Genomic DNA, 23512 nt, shown 5'->3' with positions numbered 1-23512 from the left:
GCTGAACACTGACTGCGCCGGTCGGCAACGACCGGACGCATCATCCGTGTCCATTGTCTGGAGGGCCTGTGACAGAATCACCCGATTTGTCGAATACGGCATTACCGGAATTCGCGTTCACACCGGTGCCGCGACCGGAGTTGTACGTCCGGCTCGATACCGGACCGGCCGGCGGCGGCCGCGTACTCCTCATCACCGCGGCGGCGGGGACCGGGAAGACGGTGCTGATCGCGGGCTGGGCGGGAACCCATCTGCCGAGGTCGTATCCCGGCACCCGGATCGGATGGCTCACGGCGACGCCCACGGGCGCCACGGCGGGCGAACTGCGCCACGCCGTGCCGGCGAGTCTCGGCATCGACGACATCGAACCGGTGACCGATCCGGATACGGCCGCGGCACAGGTGATCTCGGCCCTGCGCGCGGACGACCGCCCGCGGGTCCTGGTCGTCGACGACGCGCATCTGCTCACCGATCCCGGGGACCTGGCGTATCTGCAGCGGCTGCTGACCGACGCGCCGCCGAATCTCACCGCGGTCCTCTCGGCCCGGCACGATCCGCCCCTGCGCTGGCACGCGGTGGACCTGCGGCGCCGCGTATTCCGTTTGCACGCCGTGGATCTGGCGTTCAGCGAGATCCGCGCGGCGCAGCTGTGCCGCCAGCACCACTGCCCGCTCACCGGTACGGAACTGGCCATGCTGATGGGTTTGACCCGTGGGTGGCCCGCGCTGGTCCGCATCGCGGCGGGGCGTCTCGCCGCGCACGACGACCGGTCGACGGCGCTCACCGAACTGGCCGAGGCGCCCGCGCCGATCGCGGATTTCCTCGCCGACGAGGTGCTCGCGCCGCTCCCGGACCGGATCCGGCGGTTCGTCCGGATCACGAGTGTCCCCGGCTCGTTCACGGGTGCGCTCGCCGAACGGCTGACAGGAGATATCGCCGTGCCGGTGCTGCACGAGCTGGTCCGCGCGGGATTCCCGATGACTCGTCACGCCCGCGACGGTGACCTGTGGTTCACCTACCACCCGCTGATGCGCGCCCATCTGCTCGGCGAGGCGCGCCGCTGCGAGGATATGACCGCGCTGCAGCTGCGGACCGCGGACTCCTATCTGTCGGCGGGCCTGCCCCGGTCGGCGCTGCATCATCTGCTGCGCGCACCGGCCGCCTCGCAACTGCGGACGTTCCTGCGCGACACCGGACTTCGCATGGTGCTCGACGGTGACGGCCCCGACCTGTTCCGGCAGCTCGACCAGAGCGACGCGGTCCCGCCCGACGACCCGCTGGTGCGGGTGCTGCGCGCGATCGACGCCCTCGAACAGCGCGATATCGGCAAGGCGATGATCCTTCTCGACAAGCTCTACCGCCGTCCGGCCGGCACCGGTGCGATCGTGCCCGACAGCTGGATCCGGCTGCTGGCCACGGCCGCAGGCGCCGGCGTCACGCTGGCAACCGGCGCCGGACTGGCCGAATTCCGTTTCCCCGACCGGGTTTTCGTCACCGGACAACCCGATGTCGACGGGTACGCCGCGTTGCAGTTCGGCACCGTCGCGCTGGCGCACGGCGATATCGAGCGCGCCGAGCGGCAGTTCCGCCGCGGTCGCGCCCAGGCGGGGTGCGCGGGCTGCGCGTCGCTGAGCGTGCGCGCCGAGGCCCGGCTCGCGGTCGCCGCGCTGATCCGCGGCACCGTCACCGGCATGCGCGAACACGCGGGCCGGGCGGTCGCCGCGGCGGCGAGATCCGGGCGCACGGCGACCGGTGACGCCCTCGGCGCGCAGGCCGTCTCGGCCTTCTCGCGGTACCTGCGGGGCGAAACAACTGGCAGCGAGATCGATACCACCGCAACGCATTCCGGCGATTGGGACGAGGTCGTCGCGCACCTGCTGGAGTTCGATCGTTCCGACGACCGGTACACGGCGGCCGAGACGCTGCGGCGCAGCACGGTGGTCATGCTGCGCACGCCGCTGCCGCTCCCGGCCGCCGCGGGGCGGCTGCTGCCGCATGTAGTGCGGGTGCTGCTCGCCGTCGACGCGGGGCATTCGGCGCGGCTGCTCGTCGATCAGGCCGCCGACGTCCTCGGGGAATCCGCCGACGTCGTCCTCGCCCGCGCGGCAACGACTCTCGCGCACCGGCCGGCCACGACCTCCGCGATGGTCGCGCCGCTGCTCGCGACCGCGGCGGCGGCACAGCCGCTCACCACGGCGCCGGCATGGCTGCTGGAAGCCGCCGCCCAGGCGGCGCTGGGCAATCCGCCCCGGGCGCGCCGCGCCCTCGCCACCGCCGTGCACCACGCGGCGCCCGAGGGCCTGGTCCGCCCGTTCCTCGACGTACCCGGCGCGGCCGAACTACTCGACGCGCATATCGGAACCCTCGGGCACGACAACGATTTCGCCGCCGCCGTGCGCGCCCACCCCGCGCTACGGCGACAGCACCGGCCACCCAGCCTGACCGCGACCGAACTCACCGTCCTGAACCAACTACCCTCGGGCCGCACCGCCCAGCAGATCGCCGACGTCCTCGGCGTCTCCATCAACACCGTGAAAACCCACCTCCGCGGCATCTACGGCAAACTCGGCACCAGCACCCGAGCGGGCGCCCTCGAACTGGCCCGCCGCACCGGCCTGCTGTGACGAAGCGGCACCCAGGACGAGTACACACCGGCAAGCTGCGGCGACGTCGCCGAGACGCCAGGCGCCGCCCCGACCGCACCGGGCGGGTCGGTACGCACCGTCCGCCAATGCCGTCACAACCGCAGCGGCCCTGTCAACGCACACCGTCCGCCAAAGCCGCCGCGACGCTGGGGTATACGGTGATCGGCCCATCACCGGACCAGGCCTGGCGCGAGGGGGTGCGGTCCGGGGTGGCCCGGCCTGCGAGTCGTACGGCGATGCCGCGCCAGGCCAGATCCTCGCTCAGCTCGCCCAGTGCCCGGGCCGCGGTCACATCGATGACCGGGCAGGCCACGGCGTCGAGGACGAGCAGCCGCGTGTGGTCCGTGCACTGCCGGAGGATCCGCCGCCGCAGCCGGTTCGCGGTGGCGAAGAACAGGATCGGGCCCAACGGCACGATCAGCAGGTGACGATCGTCCGGGGCGGGCCGGGCCGCGCCGGACGGCCCGGCGGCACGCGACTGCGCGAAACGGTACAGCAGCAACAGGATCGAGCCGCCCAGCCCGATCAGCAGCCCCGGCAGCACGCCCGCGACCACGACCGACACCACCGTGAGCAGCGTCGCGGCGAAGTCGGCCCCGGCCGCGTTCCCGTAGATACTCCCCCGCCGCTCCCGCCACATCCGGTACAGCCGTCGCAGTTCGGCCGGTTCGGCCAGCCGGATCGCCGCCGCGATCGCGATGGCCGCCACCACGGCCGCCGGCAGGCCCTCGTACATGCCGGTGAGCGTCAGCATCGTCACCGCCGCGAGGGCCGCGACGACGAGCCCGCCGAGCCGGGTGCGCGCGCCCGCGCCGCACAGTCCCGCGGTCTGCGCGGGACTGCCGCCGACTGCCATGCCCGAACACAACGCCGCGCCCAGATTCGCCAGGCCGAGCCCGAACAGTTCGCGATGGGCGCTGATCCGGTAACCGCCTCGCGCCGCGAGGGTTTCGGCGAGCGTGAGCCCCTCGGCGAATCCGATCAGCAGCACCGCCGACGCCGGGACCAGCACCGCCCGCACATCGCCCGGCTCGGGGATCTCGATCGGCGGCGGCCCGGACGCGAGACCGCTCAGCATCGCGACCTGCCCGTCCCACATCAGCAGCCGGACCGCGGCCACCCCGGCCACCGCCACGACCAGTGCCGCGGGGACCAGCGGCGCCCAGCGCTGCAATACGAGCAGCACCAGCAGGCAGCCGCCGCCGAGCAGGACGGTCCGCCAGTCCGACAGGCCCAGATGTCCGGCCACCGACCACGCCTCCCGCCACGACTCGCTCGGGGATTCCCGCAGGCCCAGCAGCGCGGGAGCCTGCTCGACGGCGATCAGCACGGCCAGCCCGGCGGCGAATCCGCGCCGCACGGGCCGGGCGATCCCCGACGCCGCGCAGCCCAGCCGGGCCATCCCGGCGGCGATCCCGGCCAGCCCGCACGCCGCCGCCAGGGCCGCCGCGACGGCCCGGCCCTCCGCCGCGGCGAACGGCGCCACGACGGCCGCCGTCAGCGCCGCGGTCATCGGCGTCGGCCCCACCACCAGCTGCCGCGAGCCACCGGCGACGGCGTACAGGACCAGCGCCGGAACGAGCGCGTACAGCCCGGCCATCGCCGGCAGCCCGGCGATGGACGCGCACGCGAACGCCTCCGGCACCGCCGCGGCCCAGATGGCGAACCCCGCAACGGAATCGGCACGCAACCGTTGGGAAAAACCTTGCGGCACAGGCACGATGCGTCGGCTCACCCCTACCGGCTCGCCTGTGCGTACCAGGTCGCGACGGCCCAGATGACCACCACGTCGAGCACGATGACCAGGATCGACCAGGCCGGATAGTAGGGCAGCGACATGAAATTCGCGATGATCGACAGCGCCGCGATCACCATCGCCGCGATCCGCGCGGCCGCCGTGCCGCTCATCAGGCCGATCCCGGTGAGCACCAGCACGATGCCGACCACGATGTGGATCCACCCCCACGCCGTGGTGTCGAACCGGTACAGGTACTCGACGCCCACGACGTACAGCTGGTCGGCGCCGACGGCCGAAATGCCTTGCAACATATCGAGAACGCCGACCGTCACCAGCAGGATCGCCGCGGCGAGTACGCCACCGGGAATCTCGGTGCGTTCCGCCACCGGCCTCAGCTCCGGCACGTGTGTTTCGGGCGCGTGTGTCATGGTCGACCCCTTCTGCTCGCAGTGATGGACGCACCACGAATCTGGCGGGCCGGGACGGGAATCGGCGTCCTCCGTCGCGAATGAATCGGCGCACGTGACCGGCTCACCCTCGGCGGGTGACGCCCGGCGCGAGCGCGCGCGGGACCATGGTCGGTGACCGCGGAGAATCCGGACGAGGGAGCTGCTCGTGACCGACTATCCACCGATCGCGGACCACGGCCTCATCGGCGATCTGCAGACCGCCGCGCTGGTCACCGTCGACGGCTCGATCGACTGGTTCTGTTGTCCCCGTTTCGATTCGCCGAGCGTCTTCGGCGCGCTGCTGGATCGGCGCCGCGGCGGGCACTGCCGGATCCGGCCGGCCGAACGGCCCTACCGCAGTACGCAGATGTACTTCCCGGACACCGCGATCCTCATCACCCGGTTCAGCACCGAGGTCGGAACCGGCGAGATCGTCGACTTCATGCCCCCGGCGGGCCGCGACATCACCGGCACCCATCGGCTGGTGCGGATGCTGCGCTGTATCCGCGGCCGGATCACCTTCGAGCTGGAGGTCGCGCCGCGCTTCGGCTATGGGCGGCAGGATCATTCGACCAGCGCGACCGCCGACGGGGCGACCTTCGACGGCGGCGATATCGGCCTCACCCTGCATGCGGTACGCGAACCGCACGACGAACGCCTGGCGCAGGTCCGGGTCACCGAGGACGGCGATCTGCACGGCCGGCTGCCGCTGACGGCCGGGCAGGTGCGCGGATTCGTCCTCGAATCCGGGACGTCGCGCACGCCACACGCCGTGCGCGTCTCGGAGATCGAGGCGACCTTCGACGAGACCGTCCGCTTCTGGCACGCCTGGGTGGCACGGTCGACGTATCGGGGCCGGTGGCGCGAGATGGTGAACCGCTCCGCCATCACCCTGAAACTGCTCACCTACGCGCCGACCGGCGCCATCGTCGCCGCCCCCACCGCCGGGCTGCCCGAACAGATCGGCGGCGAACGGAACTGGGACTACCGCTACGCGTGGGTGCGCGACGCGTCGTTCTCGGTGTCGTCGCTGCTGGCCCTCGGATTCACCGAGGAGGCAGGCGATTTCGCGCGCTGGCTGCACGGGCGCTACCGCTCGAACGGCCGGCCCCTGCAGATCATGTACCGGGTGGACGGCTCCTCGGATCTGCGCGAGGAGGAGCTCACCCACCTCGAGGGCTATCGCCGGTCCAGCCCGGTGCGCATCGGCAACGGCGCCTCCGATCAGCTGCAGCTCGACATCTACGGCGAACTGCTGGACAGCCTCTACCAGGCCGACCGGCACGGGCTGTGGATCGGCCACCAGGGCTGGGAGACGGTGGGCGAGTTGATGACCTGGCTCACGGTGAACTGGGATCAACCGGAGGAGGGCATCTGGGAGACCCGCGGCGGGCGCGCCGACTACACCTACGGACGGCTGATGAGCTGGGTGGCATTCGACCGCGCGCTGCGCCTCGCCGCCCGCCACAGCCTGCCCGGCCCGGTCGAGCTGTGGCGGAGCCAGCGCGACCGGATCTACGCCCAGGTATGGGATCAGGGCTGGAATCCGAAGCGCCGGGCCTTCGTGCAGCACTACGACAGCGATGTGCTCGACTCGTCACTGTTGCGCATGGTCCAGGTCGGATTCGTCGCGCCCCGCGATCCGATGTGGCTGTCGACGCTGGCGGAGATGGGGCAGGAGCTGGTCACCGACAGCCTGGTCTATCGCTACGACCCCGAGGCGGCTCCGGACGGATTGCGCGGGACCGAGGGCACGTTCTCGCTGTGCAGCTTCACCTATGTCACCGCGCTGGCGCGGGCGGGACAGGCGCAGCAGGCCCGGCTGGCCTTCGAGAAGATGCTGACCTACGCCAATCATGTGGGCCTGTACGCCGAGGAGATCGGCCTCACCGGCGAACAGCTCGGCAACTTCCCGCAGGCGTTCACCCACCTCGCGCTGATCGATGCGGCGACGACCCTGGACGAGGCCCTGGACCGCATGTCGGGGGCCGCCGCCGCCCGCACGGGTCGGTGACCTCAGCCCGGCGGGGCCGAGGTGGTCCGCGCGTACTCCAGCGGCGCCATCCCGACCTCCCGGGCGAATTCGCGGGAGAAGTGCGCCTGATCGAAGTAGCCGAGATCCAGTGCGAGCGAGGACAGGTCGTCGGTGCGGCCGTCGGCCAGCAGCTGCGCGCCGTCCTGTAGGCGGTAGCGGCGCAGCACCCATTTCGGGCCCGCGCCGACATAGCGGCGGAACAGCCGCTGCAGAGTGCGGATCGGCACGTCGAACCGCTCGGTGACCTGGTCGACGCGGGTCAGGTCGGGGTCCGCCGCCATCGCGGCGACGATCCTCAGCACCGCGCGATAGGACTCGTCGTCCGGGGCGTGCTGCGCGGCGTCGGCGAAGAAATCCTCGATCAGATCGCGGCGGGCCTCGGGCTCCGGTTCGGACAGCACCTTCTCGCTCAGCCCCACCGCCTCGGGCAGCACGTCGGTCAGCGGGACCGCGGTGTCGCGGAAGGAGCCGACATCGAGCCCGGTGAACGCGCCGAAGCCGCCGACCCGGAACTTCAGCGCGAAGGTCTCCCCCACGCCGGCCAGCTCGCGGGTGAACTTGGTGGTGCACACGCCGTTGACCCAGCCGCCGCTGCGGGTGTGGCTCTGTTCGAAGGTGACGTTGACGCACGGGAACGGCAGCACCTCGGCCACATACGGCGGGCGCCCGCGCAGATCCCACCGCACCGACCAGTACCACTCGGCGAACCGGGACGTCTGCGGCCCGGCCGGAAACCGGGCCAGGGTGCGGTGCCGCTCCTGCTCCCGGGGATGCAGGATGCCTTTGGTCACCTCCGGCGGTGGCACCGGAATCCGTTCCGGCGCACCGCTTTCCGCCGGACCGGGCGGGCGGCTCACGGCCGCCGCCGGGGCTGTCGCGTTCTTACAAGACCCACGCCGCGCGAGCGACGAGAGTTACGGGCATGACGAACACCGTGAACCCGATCCCCGAGGGCTACCACTCCATCACCTGCTTCCTGGCCGTCCCCGACGGCAACAAGGCCATCGACTTCTACACCGCGGTCTTCGGCGCGGAGGTGGTGAGCCGCAACGATCTGCCCGACGGGCAGCCGGCCCACGCCGAGCTGAAGATCGGCGACTCGACCATCCAGGTCGGCATGCCGGTTCCCGAGCACGGGCTGCGCGCGCCGACCGGCGAGTGGGTGCACACCAGCATCGTGCACTACTGCGACGACGTGGACCTGGTGGCGGAGCGGGCCCGCGAGCACGGCGCACACAGCGTCGACGACCCGCAGACCTTCGTCACCGGCGACCGCTACGGCGCGGTCATCGATCCGTTCGGGCACCGCTGGGTCTGCATGACCCGCGTCGAGGACGTCCCCCGCGAGGAGGCCGAGCGCCGCGTGAACGAATGGATGAAAACCCAGGGCTGAGGTCATTTCAGCCCGGCCGCGTCCATACCGCGCAGCTCCTTCTTGAGGTCGGCGATCTCGTCGCGGAGCCGGCCGGCCAGCTCGAACTGCAGCTCCCGGGCCGCGTTCATCATCTGGTCGGTCATCTCCTTGATCAGGTCGGCGAGTTCGGCGCGCGGCATGTTCTTCACGTCGCGGCCCTCGTAGACGCCCGCGCTGACGGCGCGCCCGGGCTCGCCCTGGGCGCGACGGCCGCGGCTGGCGTTGCGGCCCGAGCCGCCGACCTCGACCTCGGTCTCGTCGGCCTCGCGATAGACCTGGTCGAGGATGTCGGCGATCTTCTTGCGCAGCGCCGTCGGCTCGATGCCGTTGGCCTCGTTGTAGGCGATCTGCTTGGCGCGGCGGCGTTCCGTCTCGTCCATCGCGGTGCGCATCGAGTCGGTGATCTTGTCCGCGTACATGTGGACCTCACCGGAGACGTTGCGGGCGGCGCGGCCGATGGTCTGGATGAGGCTGGTGGTGCTGCGCAGGAAGCCCTCCTTGTCGGCGTCGAGGATCGCGACCAGCGAGACCTCGGGCAGGTCCAGGCCCTCGCGCAGCAGGTTGATGCCGACCAGCACGTCGTACTCGCCGAGCCGCAGCTGCCGCAGCAGTTCGACGCGGCGCAGGGTGTCGATCTCCGAGTGCAGGTAGCGCACCCGGACGCCGAGGCCGAGCAGATAGTCGGTGAGGTCCTCGGCCATCTTCTTGGTGAGGGTGGTGACGAGGACGCGCTCGTCCTTCTCGGTGCGCTGACGGATCTCGCCGATCAGGTCGTCGATCTGGCCCTTGGTCGGCTTCACCACGACCTTCGGGTCGACCAGACCGGTCGGGCGGATGACCTGCTCGACGAATTCGCCCCCGGTCTGGCCGAGTTCGTACGGACCAGGCGTCGCGGACATGTAGATGGTCTGGCCGATCCGGTCGGCGAACTCCTCCCAGGTCAGCGGGCGGTTGTCGACCGCGGACGGCAGCCGGAAACCGTATTCGACGAGGTTGCGCTTGCGCGACATATCGCCCTCGTACATGCCGCCGATCTGCGGGACGGTGTTGTGCGACTCGTCGATGATCAGCAGGAAATCGTCGGGGAAGTAGTCGAGCAGCGTCGCCGGGGCGGAGCCGGCCGCGCGGCCGTCGATATGCCGCGAATAGTTCTCGATGCCCGAGCAGAATCCGACCTGGCGGATCATCTCCAGGTCGTACTGGGTGCGCATGCGCAGGCGCTGCGCCTCGAGCAGTTTGCCCTGGCGTTCCAGGTCGGCGAGGCGCTCCTCGAGTTCGGCCTCGATATCGCGGACCGCGCGCTCCATGCGCTCGGGCCCCGCGACGTAGTGGGTGGCGGGGAAGATGCGCAGCCGGTCGACCCGGCGGACCACATCGCCCGTCAGCGGGTGGAGGTAGTACAGCTCCTCGATCTCGTCGCCGAAGAATTCGATGCGGACCGCGAGTTCCTCGTAGGAGGGGATGATCTCGACCGTATCGCCGCGGACGCGGAAGGAGCCGCGGGTGAACGCCATGTCGTTGCGGGTGTACTGCACGTCCACCAGCAGGCGCAGCAGCCGGTCGCGGTCGATCTCGCCGCCCACCTCGAGCTGCACGGAACGGTCCAGGTACGACTGCGGCGTGCCCAGGCCGTAGATGCACGACACCGACGCCACGACCACCACATCGCGCCGGGACAGCAGGTTCTGGGTCGCCGAATGCCGCAGGCGTTCGACGTCGTCGTTGATCGAGCTGTCCTTCTCGATGTACGTATCGGTCTGCGCGATGTACGCCTCGGGCTGGTAGTAGTCGTAGTACGAGACGAAGTACTCGACGGCGTTGTTCGGCAGCATCTCGCGCAGCTCGTTGGCCAGCTGGGCGGCCAGCGTCTTGTTGGGCGCCATGAGCAGGGTGGGGCGCTGCATGCGCTCGATCAGCCACGCCGCGGTGGCCGACTTGCCGGTGCCGGTGGCGCCCAGGAGCACCACGTCCCGCTCGCCCGCCTCCAGCCGGCGCTCCAGGTCGGCGATGGCGGTGGGCTGGTCGCCCGCGGGCTCGTACTCGCTGACCACCCGGAACCGGCCGTCGGCACGCTCGATCTCACCGATGGGCCGGAACTCCGAATGCGCCAGCGGTGTGTTGCCCTCGGCGGGGACCTCGGTTGCGAAAGCCATGGTTACCAGCCTAGGACGAGCCACCGACAACTATCACCCGAGCGCCGGGCGACCCCCGACACGCTGAGGGGGTGACCGGCGGGCCGTGACGAATCCCACCGCCGGGGCACCCGGCCATACCCGCCCGGACCCCTCCGACCGGATGCGGCGCGACCGTGACCACCGCCACACCGCTATCTCTCCGCAACCCGGTCGCACAAGAGCCGATCGGAGCGGCCACCGGACACGCGCATCCGACGGCCGATGCGCTCCGCCGGACAGGCGTCGCACAGATTCGAAACGTCACCACATCACAGTCGAAAATCATTCTCGCGCAGTCAATTCCAATCCATCAATGTCCCGGCATCGGCCATTCCTCCGACCGAGCCTCGGTCAGATGTCCAATTCAAGGGTGAGTAATACCGTTGCCGCACACCATATTCGGCAGTCCCCGGCTACGAACACCCCGCCCGACAACCGCTTCCCCGCCCGTCGAAACCACGCCCGCGACCGTATCCCCGCAGCGTTTGCTGCGACCGCGGAGCACTGCGCGGGCAACCTCCACGCGGCGCGCGCGACCGATCGCAGGATGTCCGAATTGTCCGGTGCCGCAAGGAACCTCATCGTTGATGGCGAAACCGTGACAGGACAATTCCGGTCTGTTCACGAACCTCCCCACGAGGTTGCCCGGGTGTACTCTGATCCGGTCCGACAGTCGAGAAGGGCAGTGTCATGGCCGGTTTCCTTGCCTCACGCACCGCAGCGCCAGCGAGCAACGCCGTCGCGGAACTCCTCCGGAACCGGCGTTCCACCGCGCTCAACGGAGTTGTCCCCATGCAGTTCAGACACCGCAGCACCCCGAACCACAACTCCGACGCGACCCCCGCCCCGGCGAGACCCCCGCATCGGCCGCACACCGAGTACTTCGACCTGGCCGATTACACCAAGACCGACGCCCGCGGCTTCGTCCGCTCGGTCGAGCACTACCACGCCGAGCCGTGGGGCCTGTACCTCATGCGCACCGCCGATACGCCGCCCGACCGCTACACCGAGACGTGGCTGCTGCCGCAGCTGTCGCTGCGGGTGAGCATGAACCACGTGAACGCCGCGCACGACCGCGATCCCCGGTACCACATCCACATCGGCGAGTTCGCCCGGATCGAGCCGAAGCGGTGGCGGGCGGTGTACCACTACCTCGACATCGAGGCCCGCAACGGCCACGCCTGCGAACTGCGCGGCGTCGACGAGCTGTTCGCCGCGCACGCCGCCGGATTCGTGGACGCCGCTACCGCCCAGCACGCGTTCGAGCACGCCACCTCCGTCGTGGACGGAATCGCCTCGCACGACCACTGCTTCGAACGCTGGCTGACCTCACGAGGCATCCGGCTGACCTGGCTGTGAGCCGTCGGCGGCCCGGTGCACCGCCGGGCCGCCGACGCGCCGGGCACCCCGCGTCACCTGCCGGAACACGCGGTACCTGCGCGCCGACAGCGATCCGGCGGTAAATTCGGGGCTGTGTCCCAGGCACCAGTTGTGGATCTGCACCCGCCCAAGGTCGAGTTCTTCGACCTGGCCGAACTCACGAATACCGACCCGAAGGGGTTCGTGCGGCCGGTCGAGCGCTATCACGTCGAGCCGTGGGGGCTGTACATGGCCCGCGCCTCCGACCATCCGCAATTCCACTACCTCGAGTCGTGGCTGCTACCCCATGTGTCGCTGCGCGCGACCGTCTTCCACTACAACCCCGTGCACCACCGCGACCAGGACTACTACCTGGACATCGGCGAATTCGCCGAGATCCGGCCGGACTGCTGGAAGTCGATCGACCACTACCTCGACATCGTCGTGCGCACCGGCCGCGACCTCGAGCTGCTCGACGTCGACGAACTGCTCGCCGCGCACGCCGCCGGATACCTGAGCCTGTCCGACTCCCGGCGCGCCGTCGAGACCGCCACCGCGGCCATCGACGGAATCGCGAGTCACGGCTACGTTTTCGAGCACTGGATGGAATCGCAGGGCATCAGCCTCAGCTGGAAGTAGCCTCCCCGCCCTCGAGCACCCGCGCATAAACCTCGTCGAACCACGGCGTCTTCACATCCAGGTAGGCGTCGATCGCCGCGGGACCGGACAGGCCCGTCGCGGCGGCCTCGGCCTTCCGCTTCACCGCCAGATACTCCTCGCGAGCTTCGGCGTTCGCGCGCAGCCAGTCCCGGAACGCCAGCGCCCACACCTGATTCGGCCACCCCTCGACCCGCACGTGCACATTCGCGGGGCGGCCCGGATCGGCATTGGTGTGAACGCGCTTGCCCCACAGGGCGGGATCGGTGCCCGGCTTCGGATCGTCGGTCAGATATTCGGCGCGCGGGAAGCCGGCCGACTCCAGCCCCTCCCGCATCTCGTCGGCGGCCGCGAGATCGGCGACGGTGACCTGGATGTCGAGAACGTCCTTGGCGGGCAGTCCCGGCACCGCCGTCGACCCGATGTGGTCGATGCGCCGCGCGCCCGCCCCGCAGGCGAGGGCCAGGCGGGCGATGAGCCGCTGCGCCTGCGAATCCCAGGTCGGGTCCGACCCCACCAGGTGCACCTCGCCGCGCGGGGCGGGGGTCCGGGTGCGCAGGTTGTGCTCGAAGGGCGCCAGCCGGTGCTCCCACAGCGCGTCCACCTGCGACTCCAGCGCCTCGGGGTCGCCGTTGTTGTCCAGCAGCACATCGGCCGCGGCACGGCGCTGCTCGTCGGTCGCCTGCGTCTTGATCCGGGCCAGCGCGTCGGCGCGCGTGATGCCCCGGAACTCCTCGAGCCGGTGCACCCGGGTCTCGGTCTCGGCCATGACGACGACCACGAGATTCATCATCGCGCCGATCCCGTTCTCCACCAGCAGCGGAACATCCTGCACCACAATCGAGTCCGCGGGCGCGGCCGCGATCAGCTCCATGGTGCGCTGCCCGACCAGCGGATGGGTGATGCCGTTCAGCGTGCGGCGGGACTCGTCGTCGGCGAAGGCCTTGGCCGCGAGGGCCGGTCGGTCCAGGCTCCCGTCGGCCGCCAGGATGTCCGATCCGAATGCCTCGACCAGGGCGGCGAGCCCCGCGGTGCCCGGCGCCACCACCTCGCGGGCGATCACGTCGCTGTCGATCAGGACGGCGCCCCGCTCGGCCAGCCGCCGCGCCGCCGTCGACTTACCCGCTCCCATGCCTCCGGTGAGACCGATACGCAACATTCGTCCAGTCTCGCATCCGGGCACGCCCGCGTCGTACGCCGGTCTCGCCGGAAGCGACCCGAAAGGGTCTATTACCCATCGCCGCAATATCTCTCACGCGGTCACCGGCAAATTTCTCAATCCGTGATGGCGGCGATATCAATTCGAAACTTTTTCCGCCGGATCCCGACCTGTGGTCCGCAACTTTCCGACACGCCGGGACGAAAGTCGCGCAAAATACGCTGCCACACACTTTCGTTCCGCTAATGTTTCGCCGCAGGCGAGCCAGGCCGTACCACGCAAGCAAAGGAACACCATTGGGCACCAGAAACATCCAGACGGGTCGCCACCGCCTGGGCAGGACCGGCACGGTGCACTGTGTCGAGATCCGCGAAGTCGCGAGCGCGCTGGCCGAGTATCGCCGCTCCTGGATCACCGCGCTGATCAGTCCCGCACGTCACAGCCTCGCCGCGATCCGCAAGCGCACGGCCGACGCCGCGGCGCAGTGGGTGCCCGCCACCGCGAGCTGATCGCCTCCTACACGACCCCGCTCGGGCGTCGCCGTGTCCCCGCCTCCTGACTCGGCATACTGTTGGGCGGCACCGAATAAGGGGCGCCCTGCCCCGCCGATCCCAGCGCGATATTCGGCCCGCATTGCGCCAGTGCGGCCTCGGTGCGGGAATTCGGATCCGTGATCCGCGGCGGCGCCGCATCGGGCGCCGACGCGAAATCGAACGCCGATGTCATATCGCCGGTGACGCTGCGCCGCCAGTCCGTGAGATTCGGGACGTCCACACCGAATCGCCGTTCCAGCAAACGCAATTGCGACGTGTGGTCGAAGGTCTCCGAACACACCAGTCCGCCACGCGAATACGGCGACACCACCCAGCACGGCACCCGATAGCCCAGGCCGATCGGGCCCGCGACACCCTTGGCGGCCGGGACCCGGTTCAGGTCCACGGTCAGGAACTCCCCCGGCGTGCCGGGCGGCGGCGTCGGCGGGGTGACGTGGTCGAAGAAGCCGCCGTTCTCGTCGTACATGACGATCAGGGCCGTCTTCTCCCATACCGCCGGATTGGCGGTCAGGATGTCGAGCACCTGCATGATGCCGACCGCGCCGAGCGCCGGCGGCAGCGCCGGATGTTCGCAGTTGAACAGCGGCGGGATCACCCACGACACCGACGGCAGCCGGTTCGCGGCCACGTCGGCGGCGAAGTCCTGCGGGTACACCGGGGCCTTACCCCGTTGCGCCAGTTCGGAATTCGGGTCGGCGGCCTGGGTGAAGCAGCCCATCATGCCGTCCAGGATCACCGAGGAGATGGGGCCGACGTCGCGGTTGTTGTAGATCTTCCAGCTGACCCCGGCCGCGGAGAGGTTCTCGGGGAAGGTGCGCCAGCTGTAGGCGTTCTGCGGGATGATCGGCGGCGTCTCCACCAGCGGGCCACCGGCGAGACCGTCCGGATCGATGGTGGCCGAGATCCAGTACAGCCGGTTCGGGTCGGTGGGCCCGAGCACCGAGCAGTGGTAGGCGTCGCACAGCGTGAACGCGTCGGCCAGCTCGTGATGCACCGGGATGTCGGCACGGGTGTGGTATCCCATGGCGGCGGGCCCGTTTCCGGGGCCCACGCTGGCGATGGACATCGGCATCCAGCGGTCGTTCGCGCCGCCGTTCCACGCCTCGTGCATACCCGCCCAGCTGTGGTCGGGATCGTTCACGCATTCGCCGTCGAGGCTCGGACCCCGGGTGGTGTCGAGCCGGAACGGCAGCAGGTAGCCGTCGGCGGCCGGGCCCACGCCCGGCTGGTAGCCGTACTGCTGCCACGCGGGCGAGGGGTCGGAGAATCCGCGCACCCCCGACATGGTCCCGAAGTAGTGATCGAAGGACCGGTTCTCCTGCATCAGCAGGACGAAGTGCTCGATATCGCCGAGCCCGCCCATCCCGGCCGGATCGGCGGCGTAGGCCCGCTCGATGATCGGATTCGCCCAGCCCGCCAGCGCGCCCACCCCGCCCGCGGCCATCGCCTTCGCCAGGAAGTCACGCCGGTTGATGCCATCGAAGAGCCCCATGCCGCTGATACGACCTTCCCGCGAATTCTGAAAAAGGACAGTTTCAAAGATTCCCGCCGAGAACAGTACACAAAATAGCGGAGGCCCCGATCCGTCCGGATCGGGGCCTCCGCGTCAGCTGCGTGCGAACTACGCGTTGCCGGAGAGCTTCTCGCGCAGCGCGGCGAGCTGCGCGTCGCTGGCCAGCGAACCGCCGGCCGACTCCGACTGCGAGGACGACGACGACGAGGCCCGCTCGCCACCACTCTCGGAGGAGTAGTTGGACGACCCGCCACCGTTGGCGGCCTCCGCGGCGGCGTCGGCGGCCATCTTCTCCATCTGCGCGGTGTGCATCTTGTGACGGCGCTCCGCCTCGGCGTAGCGGCCCTCCCACTCCTCGCGCTGCTTGTCGAAGCCCTCGAGCCACTCGTTGGTGTCGGGGTCGAAGCCCTCGGGGAAGATGTAGTTGCCCTGCTCGTCGTAGCTGTCGGCCATGCCGTACTTCGACGGATCGAACTCGGCGTGGTAGTCCTCGTTCGCCTGCTTCAGCGACAGCGAGATCCGGCGACGCTCCAGGTCGATGTCGATGACCTTGACCATCGCGTCGTCGCCGACGGAGACGACCTGATCCGGCACCTCGACGTGGCGCTCGGCCAGCTCGGAGATGTGCACCAGGCCCTCGATGCCCTCCTCGACACGCACGAACGCACCGAACGGAACCAGCTTGGTGACCTTGCCGGGCACGATCTGGCCGATGGCGTGGGTGCGGGCGAACTGACGCCACGGGTCTTCCTGAGTCGCCTTGAGCGACAGCGAGACCCGCTCGCGGTCCAGGTCGACGTCGAGCACCTCGACGGTGACCTCCATGCCGACCTCGACGACCTCGGACGGGTGGTCGATGTGCTTCCAGGACAGCTCGGAGACGTGCACCAGGCCGTCGACACCGCCGAGATCGACGAACGCGCCGAAGTTGACGATGGAGGACACGACGCCCTTGCGGACCTGGCCCTTCTGGAGCTGGTGCAGGAACTCGGAACGGACCTCGGACTGGGTCTGCTCGAGCCAGGCGCGGCGGGACAGGACCACGTTGTTGCGGTTCTTGTCCAGCTCGATGATCTTGGCCTCGATCTCCTTGCCGACGTACGGCTGCAGATCGCGGACGCGGCGCATCTCGACGAGCGAGGCGGGAAGGAAGCCGCGCAGGCCGATGTCGAGAATCAGACCGCCCTTCACGACCTCGATGACGGTGCCCTTGACGGCCTCGTCCTTCTCCTTGAGCTCCTCGATGGTGCCCCACGCCCGCTCGTACTGCGCCCGCTTCTTCGACAGGATCAGCCGGCCTTCCTTGTCCTCCTTGGTGAGAACAAGGGCCTCCACCTCATCGCCCACGGAAACGACCTCGGCCGGATCGACATCGTGTTTGATGGACAGTTCGCGGGAAGGAATGACGCCTTCGGTCTTGTAACCGATGTCGAGCAGGACCTCGTCGCGATCGACCTTGACGATGGTGCCTTCGACGATATCGCCGTCGTTGAAGTACTTGATCGTCTTGTCGATGGCGGCGAGGAAGTCCTCGGCGGAGCCGATGTCGTTGACGGCTACCTGCGGCGAGGTGACAGTGGTGGGCATGTGTTGGGTTGCTCCGGACGGATTGTGGTCGGTAGTGGACATGTGGGCTTTCGGTTTTGCTGTGAACTCACAGCGAGGGAACTAACGTTGGCGTGTACAGCACATCGCTGCGACACAGCACAACGCTGTACTCATTGCTCGGAACTCACAGCATGCGCGCGCCTTGTGTACGCAAGTACGAAAGGCACTCGCGGGAAACAGCGTACGCGACGTGAGTTGCGGCAAGCAAACAAGGGTCCCCCTGGGCGTATGGCTACTCTCACATGATGCCCGAAGATCATCCCGGCGCGCACGCCGAGCCCGGAATCGCCGCCCCGGAATACCGCGATCCGGCCGGTGAGGAGCGCCATGCGCAGGCCAACGCCCTGCTCGGGACGACGGGGGTGGCTCGGGCGGCGCTGGGGCCGGCGGAAAGCCAGCGCGCCAGCCGGCGATGGTGGGACGCGGACGCCGAGCAATACCACGACACGCACGCCGACTTCCTCGGTGTGGATTCGCCCTCGGGTGAATTCGTCTGGTGCCCGGAGGGCCTGCACGAGGGCGATTGGCATTTGCTCGGAGATATCGCCGGTAAGCGTGTTCTGGAAATCGGCTGCGGGTCGGCGCCGTGCTCGCGGTGGCTGGCCGCGAACGGCGCGCAACCGGTGGGCCTCGACCTGTCGGCCGGAATGCTGCGGCGCGGCCTGGACGCCATGGAACGAGGTGGGCCGCGGGTGCCGCTGGTGCAGGCGGGCGCGGAGGCGCTGCCCTTCGCCGACGCCTCCTTCGACCTGGCGTGCTCGGCGTTCGGGGCCGTGCCGTTCGTCGCCGATCCGGCGGCCGTGATGCGCGAGGTGGCGCGGGTGCTGCGGCCCGGCGGGCGGTGGGTGTTCTCGGTGAACCACCCGATGCGCTGGATCTTCCCCGACGATCCGGGGCCCGAGGGCCTGCACGCGACCCTCTCGTATTTCGATCGGACGCCGTATGTGGAGGTAGACGCCGAGGGTGAGCCGACCTACGTCGAACACCACCGCACGCTCGGCGACCGCGTCCGCGAGATCGTCGGCGCCGGGCTCACGCTGATCGACCTGATCGAGCCCGACTGGCCCGAGTGGCTGGACCGCGAGTGGGGGCAGTGGAGCCCCCTGCGCGGCGAGATCTTCCCGGGCACAGCCATTTTCGTCACCGAGAAGCCCGGCAACTAGCCTGCGGCGCCGGGCAGGAAGGGGGTCCTGCGGCACCGGGCAGGAGGGGTGCTGTGGCGCCAGGGAGGCATAGTTGCTGGGCCGAGTGGAGGGGGTGCTGTGGGCCGCTGGTCAGCGCTTGGGGATCGGGCGGGTTTCGGCGCCTGCGGCTACTGCGGCGGTGGGGGTGTCCTCGGGGAACGAGGGCTCGCGGGTCAGGCGGCCGGCGGGCAGGGCCGTCGTCTCGGCGGCGTCCGGCGTCTTGGCGATCTCGCCGGTGGGGATGGCCGTCGTCTCGTCCGCGGGGAGTACCGGCCGGGCGCTCGGCTCGCTCTCGGCGCGGTCCGGGTCCTCGGCGGGCGTCGGGCGAGCGGACGACTCGTCGTCGGAACGATCGGCATCGGAGAGCCCGGTCAGCGATCCGCTCGGCGGGGTGTCGGCGGGCAGCATGGTCGTCTCGTCCGCGGGCAGGACCGGCACGCGCGGGCTGCTCGCCGAGCCGGCGGGCATCGCGGTGGTCTCGGCGGCGTCCGTACGCACCGGGCCGCGAACGTCGGAGTCCTGGTCCACGGCCGGCGGCTGCAGGAAATTCACCGATCCCGATGTGGCGGGAAGGGCGGTGGTCTTCGCGGCGGGCGCGGAACTCGCGTAGGCCGCGGCACTGGCGGGCAGCCGCGGGAAGCTGCCGGGTGTCTGCGTCGGCTGCGGCGCGGTTGCCGGCTTGCGCGGAGCGGTGCCCAGCGCCGACGCGCTCGGGATCGGCGCGGTCTCGGCGGCCCCGGCAGAGGGCTCCCGATCGCGGAGACCCGGCAGATCGTCCGGCCGGGCGTCCCCGGATAGTGGGCCGGAACCGTCCGGCCGTCCCGAGCCGGTGTCCTCGTGCGGCGCGCTGCCGTCGGGCTCCTGCGCGCCGGCGGCCACCGGCCCGGTGAACGGCGGCAGGGCGGCGAATCGCGGGTCGACCCGGGCAGTGCGGCTGGCCTGCGAGATCCAGCGGCGGGCCCGGGTGAGCGGATGGTCGGGGAACTGCGCATCCCACTGCGCGTCGTCGGCGACGTTGTAGGGCAGTTTGCCGCGGATGTCCGGCGCGTACGGGTGCGGGCGGAACATGTTCTGGAAGCCGACCTTGGGCACGATCGCCGCCTCGCGCGTGCCCGAGCGGCCCGATTCGCGGCACATCACCTTCAGGATCGCGCTGCACGTGGCCTTCGGGAGCACGATCCCGGCGGTGAATCCCAGCCCGCTCCCGTCCGGCAGCGGGAACTTCTCGAGACGCAGCAGCGCCGGCTGACCCGCCACGCCGATCACGTACGCCTCGATGAGACAACCGAACTCGGCCTGCTGTTCCGTCAGGCCCCGGCGTAAGGCCTCGACGTCTTCCAGCGGGGCCGGTAGATCGGGAACGGCGTCGATGTATGAGAGCGTGACGAGGTCGCCGGTCGCCGGATTGCCCCATGTGCTCGGATCGAGTTGCTGCAGTCCGCCGGTTTCGAACGCGATAGGCACGCGACCACGTTACCGATTAGAAGCAAAGGCGCACATCCTTGTGCGTTTTGTGCCCAATACGTGACATGTTGGTGATAAATACAGGACAAAACAGTCGCACGGTATGTTTCTAGTCGCGGGACCGCGGCGACCGGCCGGCCTGATCGAGCGCCAGCCGTAGCGCGTATTCGATCTGGGCGTTCACGCTGCGAAGATCGTCGGCCGCCCACTTGGCGATGGCCTCGTGGACGGCCGGATCGAGCCGCAGCAGCACCCGCTTCGGCTCCTTCCGCGCCATTACGAATACAGCGATCCGGTGTTGACCACGGGCTGCGCCGAGCGGTCGCCGCACAGGACCACCAGCAGGTTCGACACCATCGTCGCCCGCCGCTCCTCGTCGAGATCGACCATGCCCTCGGCGGTGAGCCGCTCCAGCGCCATCCCGACCATGCCGACCGCGCCCTCGACGATGCGGCTGCGCGCCGCGACCACCTGCGCGGCCTGCTGGCGGACCAGCATCGCCTGGGCGATCTCCGGGGCGTAGGCGAGGTGGGTGATCCGGGCCTCCAGGATGTCGATCCCGGCCAGGGCGGTGCGCTCACTCAGTTCCGTGGTCAGTTCCTCGGCGACCTCGGCGCCGTTGCGCAGGCTGGTGCGGTCCGGATCGTCGGAGTCGTAGGGATGAACCGTCGCGAGGTGACGGACGGCGGCCTCGGACTGGGTCTGCACGTACTCCTCGTAGTCGTCGACGGCGAAGGCGGACTTGAAGCTGTCGACCACGCGGTAGACGACCACCGCGGCGATCTGCACCGGGTTGCCGTCGGAATCGTTGACCTTGAGGGTCTGGGTCTCGAAGTTGCGCACCCGCAACGAGATTCGGCGCTTGGTGGTCAGCGGGACGACCCAGAAGAATCCGGCATCGTTCACCGAGCCGATGTAGCGGCCGAAGAACTGCAACACCTTCGCCTCGTTCGGGCCGACGGTGGTGAGCCCGGTCAGCAACACCACCGCCAGGCCCGCGACCACGAAGCCTGCCACCGCGCCCGCGGCCGCTCCGGCCCCGCCGCCACCGTCGGACGCGGCGCCCGCCGCGACGATCGCGCCGGCCAGCGCCCCACCCCCGACCACGACCAGCACCAGCAGTACGAGGAACCCGTTCACCCGGAACGCCGGACGAAGCTCCATGACATCCTCCCAATATCTAAGTGATATCACTACGATAGCGTCCGTCGTCACGGTTCGTCCACCACGGGCGTCAGCGGGACGGGCGGATGTTGCGGTTGAAGCGGAAGAGGTTGGCGGGGTCGGTGGCGGACTTGAGGCCGGCGAGGCGGTCGTAGGTCTCGGAGTCGTAGCCGCCCCGGGTCTGGGTCTCGCCGGCCCAGTCGCCCGCGCCGTACAGGAAGTTGAGGCTGTGGCCGATCGTCCACGGCGACAGCGCCTTACCGATGAGGTCGTGGCGGTCGCGCACGGCGGTGCCGTCTCCCTCCGGCATCGTGATGAAGCGGGCGATGTACTCGGCCTCGCGATGATCGACCGCGATTCCGGCCGGTCCGCGCCTGCGCAGGGCCCCGCCGAGGTGGCGGAATCCGGCGACGACGGCGACCGGGGACTCCGGCCCGGTGGTGTCCAGGAAGGCCCGCGCGGCGTCGGCGGGCAGCTCCGAGAGCAGGACGTTGGTCGCCGTGTAGGCGTGCGGGAAGTCCGGATCCCGGTAGATGCCATGGGTTTCCGCGTACGGCATGGACCGTAGCTCGTCGCCGAGCCGGGGCCCGACCGCCCGCAGCGGGGCCACCAGCCGCTCGCCGTCCTCCGCCGATCCGGTGAAGGCGATATTGACCGTGGCGATGTGGCGGCCGCGCAACGGTTCCGGGATTGCGGGGATATCGGGCATGGTCATGATCGTGATCGCGGAGGTCATCTCCTCCGGCAGGTCCGAGGTCCACACCCGCCACGCCTCGAGCGCCCGCTCGACCAGCGGGGTGTCGAAGGTCAGCGCGCCGCCGTAGACCGTGGTGACCGGTACGAGGTCGATCTCCAGCGCGGTCACGACGCCGAAGTTGCCGCCGCTGCCGAGCACCGCGCCGAACAGCTCGTCGCCCGGCGCCAGGCGGCGCAGGCGACCGTCGGCGGTGACCAGGTCGATCGCGCGCACCCGGTCCGCGGCGTAGCCGAAGGTACGGCCCAGGATGCCCAGGCCGCCGCCCAGGTGGTACCCGATCACGCCGACCGACAGCGACGAGCCGTTGAGCGGGGCCAGGCCGTGCGCCACGGCCGCCTCGATCAGCGCGCCCGCCTGCACGCCCGCGGCCACCCGCGCGGTGCGGGACTCGGGATCGACGGAGACGTCGGTCATCCGCCGGGTGCTGATCAGGACACCGCCGTCCGCGGCCACCGACAGGCCGTGGCCGGTGGCCTGGACGGCGACCGGAAGGTGGTGGCGCGCGGCGTATTCCACCGCCGCGCGGACGTCCTCGGCATGGGCGGCGCCGACGACCAGGGCCGGGCGATGGGTGTAGGCGGTCTGGAATCCCGCGACCTCGGCGTCGTAGCCGTCGTCTCCGGGACGGAAGACGGGACCGGTGAAAGAGGGGAAGTCTGAGTTCGTCATGGCTTCCACGATTCCGCCGCGACAATGAGAAGTAAAACAGATAGTTCTTCTCGTAGTTAGAATTACTGGTTATGGAGCTTCGCCAGCTGCGCTACTTCGTCACCGTGGTCGAGGAGGCCAACTTCACCCGCGCCGCGGCCCGGCTGCATCTCGCCCAGCCGGGGCTGTCCGCGCAGATCCGGCAGCTGGAACGGGAACTGGGCCAGCAACTGCTCGACCGGTCCGGCCGCGCGGTGACGCCGACCGCGGCGGGTGCGGCCGTCCTGCCGCACGCACGGGCAGCACTCGACGCCGCCGCGCAGGTCCGGCACACGGCCGACGAGTTCACCGGCCTGCTGCGCGGGCACATCCGCCTCGGCACCATCTCCGGCGCGGCCACCGGCGAATTCGACCTGGCGACCGTGCTGGCCGACTTCCACGACGACCACCCGCAGGTCGAGATCACCCTCACCGAAACCGATTCCGACCTCATGCTGGCCGACCTGGATCGCGGCGTCCTCGATATCGCGCTGGTCGGTCTCACCGGCGAGGTGCTCGACCCGCGCGTCGGCATCGAGATCGTGCTCGACACTCCCGTCGTGGCCGCCCTCGCCGCCGACGATCCGGATCCGCGCACCGAGATGGCCCTCGACGACCTCCGCGACCGCGCCCTGATCTGCCTCGTCCGCGGCACCGGCATCCGCGGGCTCCTCGAACGATCCTGCGCCGCAGCCGGTTTCGAACCCTACGTCGCCTTCGAGGCGGCCTCTCCCCCGCTGCTGCTGCGGCTGGCCGCCCGCGGCCTCGGCCTGGCCGTCGTCCCCGCGCTCACCCCCGAGGAGGCCGCCGTCTTCGGCGTCCGCACCTTTCCCCTCGTCGACCCGCCGCTGCACGGCCGCCTCGCCCTCGCCTGGCGCACCGACCGCCTCACCGCCCCCGCCGCGAAGGTCCTCCTGGGCCAGCTCCGCCTCGCCCTCGCGGCAGGGTAGG

General features: G+C 70.1%; 19 protein-coding genes. 8 read left to right on the top strand and 11 right to left on the bottom strand.

The window, feature by feature from the left end:
• Positions 1-68: 68 nt before the first annotated feature.
• Positions 69-2624: a winged helix-turn-helix domain-containing protein gene (locus ON41_RS12960; RefSeq protein ID WP_157185444.1), complete on the top strand. Its 2556-nt coding sequence runs from the start codon at positions 69-71 to the stop codon at positions 2622-2624.
• A 133-nt stretch (positions 2625-2757) separates the two neighbouring features.
• On the opposite strand, the gene ON41_RS12955 is transcribed toward ON41_RS12960, so the two are convergent.
• Entirely contained in the window at positions 2758-4335 is a 1578-nt protein-coding gene (locus ON41_RS12955) for a SulP family inorganic anion transporter (RefSeq protein ID WP_051161340.1), read from the bottom strand.
• Positions 4336-4382: 47 nt separating this feature from the next.
• Complete coding sequence (locus ON41_RS12950) at positions 4383-4811, bottom strand: DUF7144 family membrane protein (RefSeq protein WP_051161338.1); 429 nt, start codon at positions 4809-4811, stop codon at positions 4383-4385.
• Between the two features lie 187 nt (positions 4812-4998).
• Here ON41_RS12950 and ON41_RS12945 point away from each other — a divergent pair, with 187 nt between their 5' ends.
• A complete protein-coding gene (locus ON41_RS12945; protein ID WP_040747826.1) occupies positions 4999-6846 on the top strand; it encodes a glycoside hydrolase family 15 protein in 1848 nt (615 codons plus the stop codon).
• Between the two features lie 2 nt (positions 6847-6848).
• Here the strand turns inward: ON41_RS12945 and ON41_RS12940 are convergent, their stop codons facing one another.
• A complete protein-coding gene (locus ON41_RS12940; protein WP_246829518.1) occupies positions 6849-7673 on the bottom strand; it encodes an AraC family transcriptional regulator in 825 nt (274 codons plus the stop codon).
• Positions 7674-7789: 116 nt separating this feature from the next.
• Between ON41_RS12940 and ON41_RS12935 the strand changes: the two genes are divergently transcribed.
• Positions 7790-8260, top strand: a complete 471-nt coding sequence (locus tag ON41_RS12935) for a VOC family protein (protein WP_040747825.1) — start codon at positions 7790-7792, stop codon at positions 8258-8260.
• 2 nt (positions 8261-8262) lie between these two features.
• Here ON41_RS12935 and uvrB read toward each other — a convergent pair whose 3' ends face one another.
• A complete protein-coding gene (gene uvrB, locus ON41_RS12930) occupies positions 8263-10434 on the bottom strand; it encodes an excinuclease ABC subunit UvrB (RefSeq protein ID WP_040747824.1) in 2172 nt (723 codons plus the stop codon).
• Between the two features lie 813 nt (positions 10435-11247).
• Here uvrB and ON41_RS12925 point away from each other — a divergent pair.
• Both ON41_RS12925 and ON41_RS12920 read left to right on the top strand, forming a co-directional pair.
• Positions 11248-11814, top strand: coding sequence for a DUF402 domain-containing protein (locus tag ON41_RS12925; RefSeq protein ID WP_246461689.1), 567 nt, complete (start codon positions 11248-11250; stop codon positions 11812-11814).
• Between the two features lie 114 nt (positions 11815-11928).
• On the top strand, positions 11929-12453 hold the full coding sequence (locus ON41_RS12920) for a ribonuclease FAU-1 family protein (RefSeq protein WP_040747822.1): 525 nt from the start codon (positions 11929-11931) through the stop codon (positions 12451-12453).
• On the opposite strand, the gene coaE is transcribed toward ON41_RS12920, so the two are convergent.
• Positions 12440-13630 carry a dephospho-CoA kinase gene (gene coaE / locus ON41_RS12915; RefSeq protein WP_040747821.1) on the bottom strand — a complete coding sequence of 397 codons (1191 nt, stop codon included), beginning with the start codon at positions 13628-13630 and terminating at the stop codon, positions 12440-12442. The two genes, ON41_RS12920 and coaE, sit on opposite strands and share 14 nt — an antisense overlap.
• A gap of 296 nt (positions 13631-13926) precedes the next feature.
• Here coaE and ON41_RS12910 point away from each other — a divergent pair, with 296 nt between their 5' ends.
• Positions 13927-14139, top strand: a complete 213-nt coding sequence (locus ON41_RS12910) for a hypothetical protein (protein WP_040747820.1) — start codon at positions 13927-13929, stop codon at positions 14137-14139.
• A gap of 7 nt (positions 14140-14146) precedes the next feature.
• Here ON41_RS12910 and ON41_RS12905 read toward each other — a convergent pair whose 3' ends face one another.
• Both ON41_RS12905 and rpsA read right to left on the bottom strand, forming a co-directional pair.
• Positions 14147-15676, bottom strand: a complete 1530-nt coding sequence (locus ON41_RS12905; RefSeq protein ID WP_040747819.1) for a phospholipase C — start codon at positions 15674-15676, stop codon at positions 14147-14149.
• A gap of 129 nt (positions 15677-15805) precedes the next feature.
• On the bottom strand, positions 15806-17284 hold the full coding sequence (gene rpsA, locus ON41_RS12900; RefSeq protein ID WP_040747818.1) for a 30S ribosomal protein S1: 1479 nt from the start codon (positions 17282-17284) through the stop codon (positions 15806-15808).
• Between the two features lie 266 nt (positions 17285-17550).
• On the opposite strand from rpsA, the gene ON41_RS12895 reads away from it, so the two are divergent.
• Positions 17551-18468 carry a class I SAM-dependent methyltransferase gene (locus tag ON41_RS12895; protein WP_083905321.1) on the top strand — a complete coding sequence of 306 codons (918 nt, stop codon included), beginning with the start codon at positions 17551-17553 and terminating at the stop codon, positions 18466-18468.
• Positions 18469-18579: 111 nt separating this feature from the next.
• Here ON41_RS12895 and ON41_RS42485 read toward each other — a convergent pair whose 3' ends face one another.
• The 4 genes from ON41_RS42485 to ON41_RS12880 all read right to left on the bottom strand — a co-directional run bounded on the left by ON41_RS42485 (position 18580) and on the right by ON41_RS12880 (position 22543).
• A complete protein-coding gene (locus ON41_RS42485; RefSeq protein ID WP_063709871.1) occupies positions 18580-19953 on the bottom strand; it encodes a hypothetical protein in 1374 nt (457 codons plus the stop codon).
• Positions 19954-20062: 109 nt separating this feature from the next.
• Positions 20063-20230 (bottom strand): type II toxin-antitoxin system antitoxin, encoded by a 168-nt coding sequence (locus tag ON41_RS42260; RefSeq protein WP_169336480.1) that lies wholly within the window; start codon positions 20228-20230, stop codon positions 20063-20065.
• On the bottom strand, positions 20230-21117 hold the full coding sequence (locus ON41_RS12885; RefSeq protein WP_040747817.1) for an SPFH domain-containing protein: 888 nt from the start codon (positions 21115-21117) through the stop codon (positions 20230-20232). The genes ON41_RS42260 and ON41_RS12885 overlap by 1 nt, the downstream gene beginning before the upstream one ends.
• Before the next feature lie 70 nt (positions 21118-21187).
• Positions 21188-22543 (bottom strand): FAD-binding oxidoreductase, encoded by a 1356-nt coding sequence (locus ON41_RS12880; RefSeq protein ID WP_040747816.1) that lies wholly within the window; start codon positions 22541-22543, stop codon positions 21188-21190.
• 71 nt (positions 22544-22614) lie between these two features.
• Between ON41_RS12880 and ON41_RS12875 the strand changes: the two genes are divergently transcribed.
• Entirely contained in the window at positions 22615-23511 is an 897-nt protein-coding gene (locus ON41_RS12875) for a LysR family transcriptional regulator (protein WP_040747815.1), read from the top strand.
• Position 23512: the final 1 nt, after the last annotated feature.

Source organism: Nocardia transvalensis NBRC 15921 (genome assembly GCF_000308875.1).
In the GTDB taxonomy this organism is placed as follows: Bacteria; Actinomycetota; Actinomycetes; order Mycobacteriales; family Mycobacteriaceae; genus Nocardia; species Nocardia transvalensis.
This window is presented reverse-complemented; position numbering and strand designations above follow the sequence as displayed.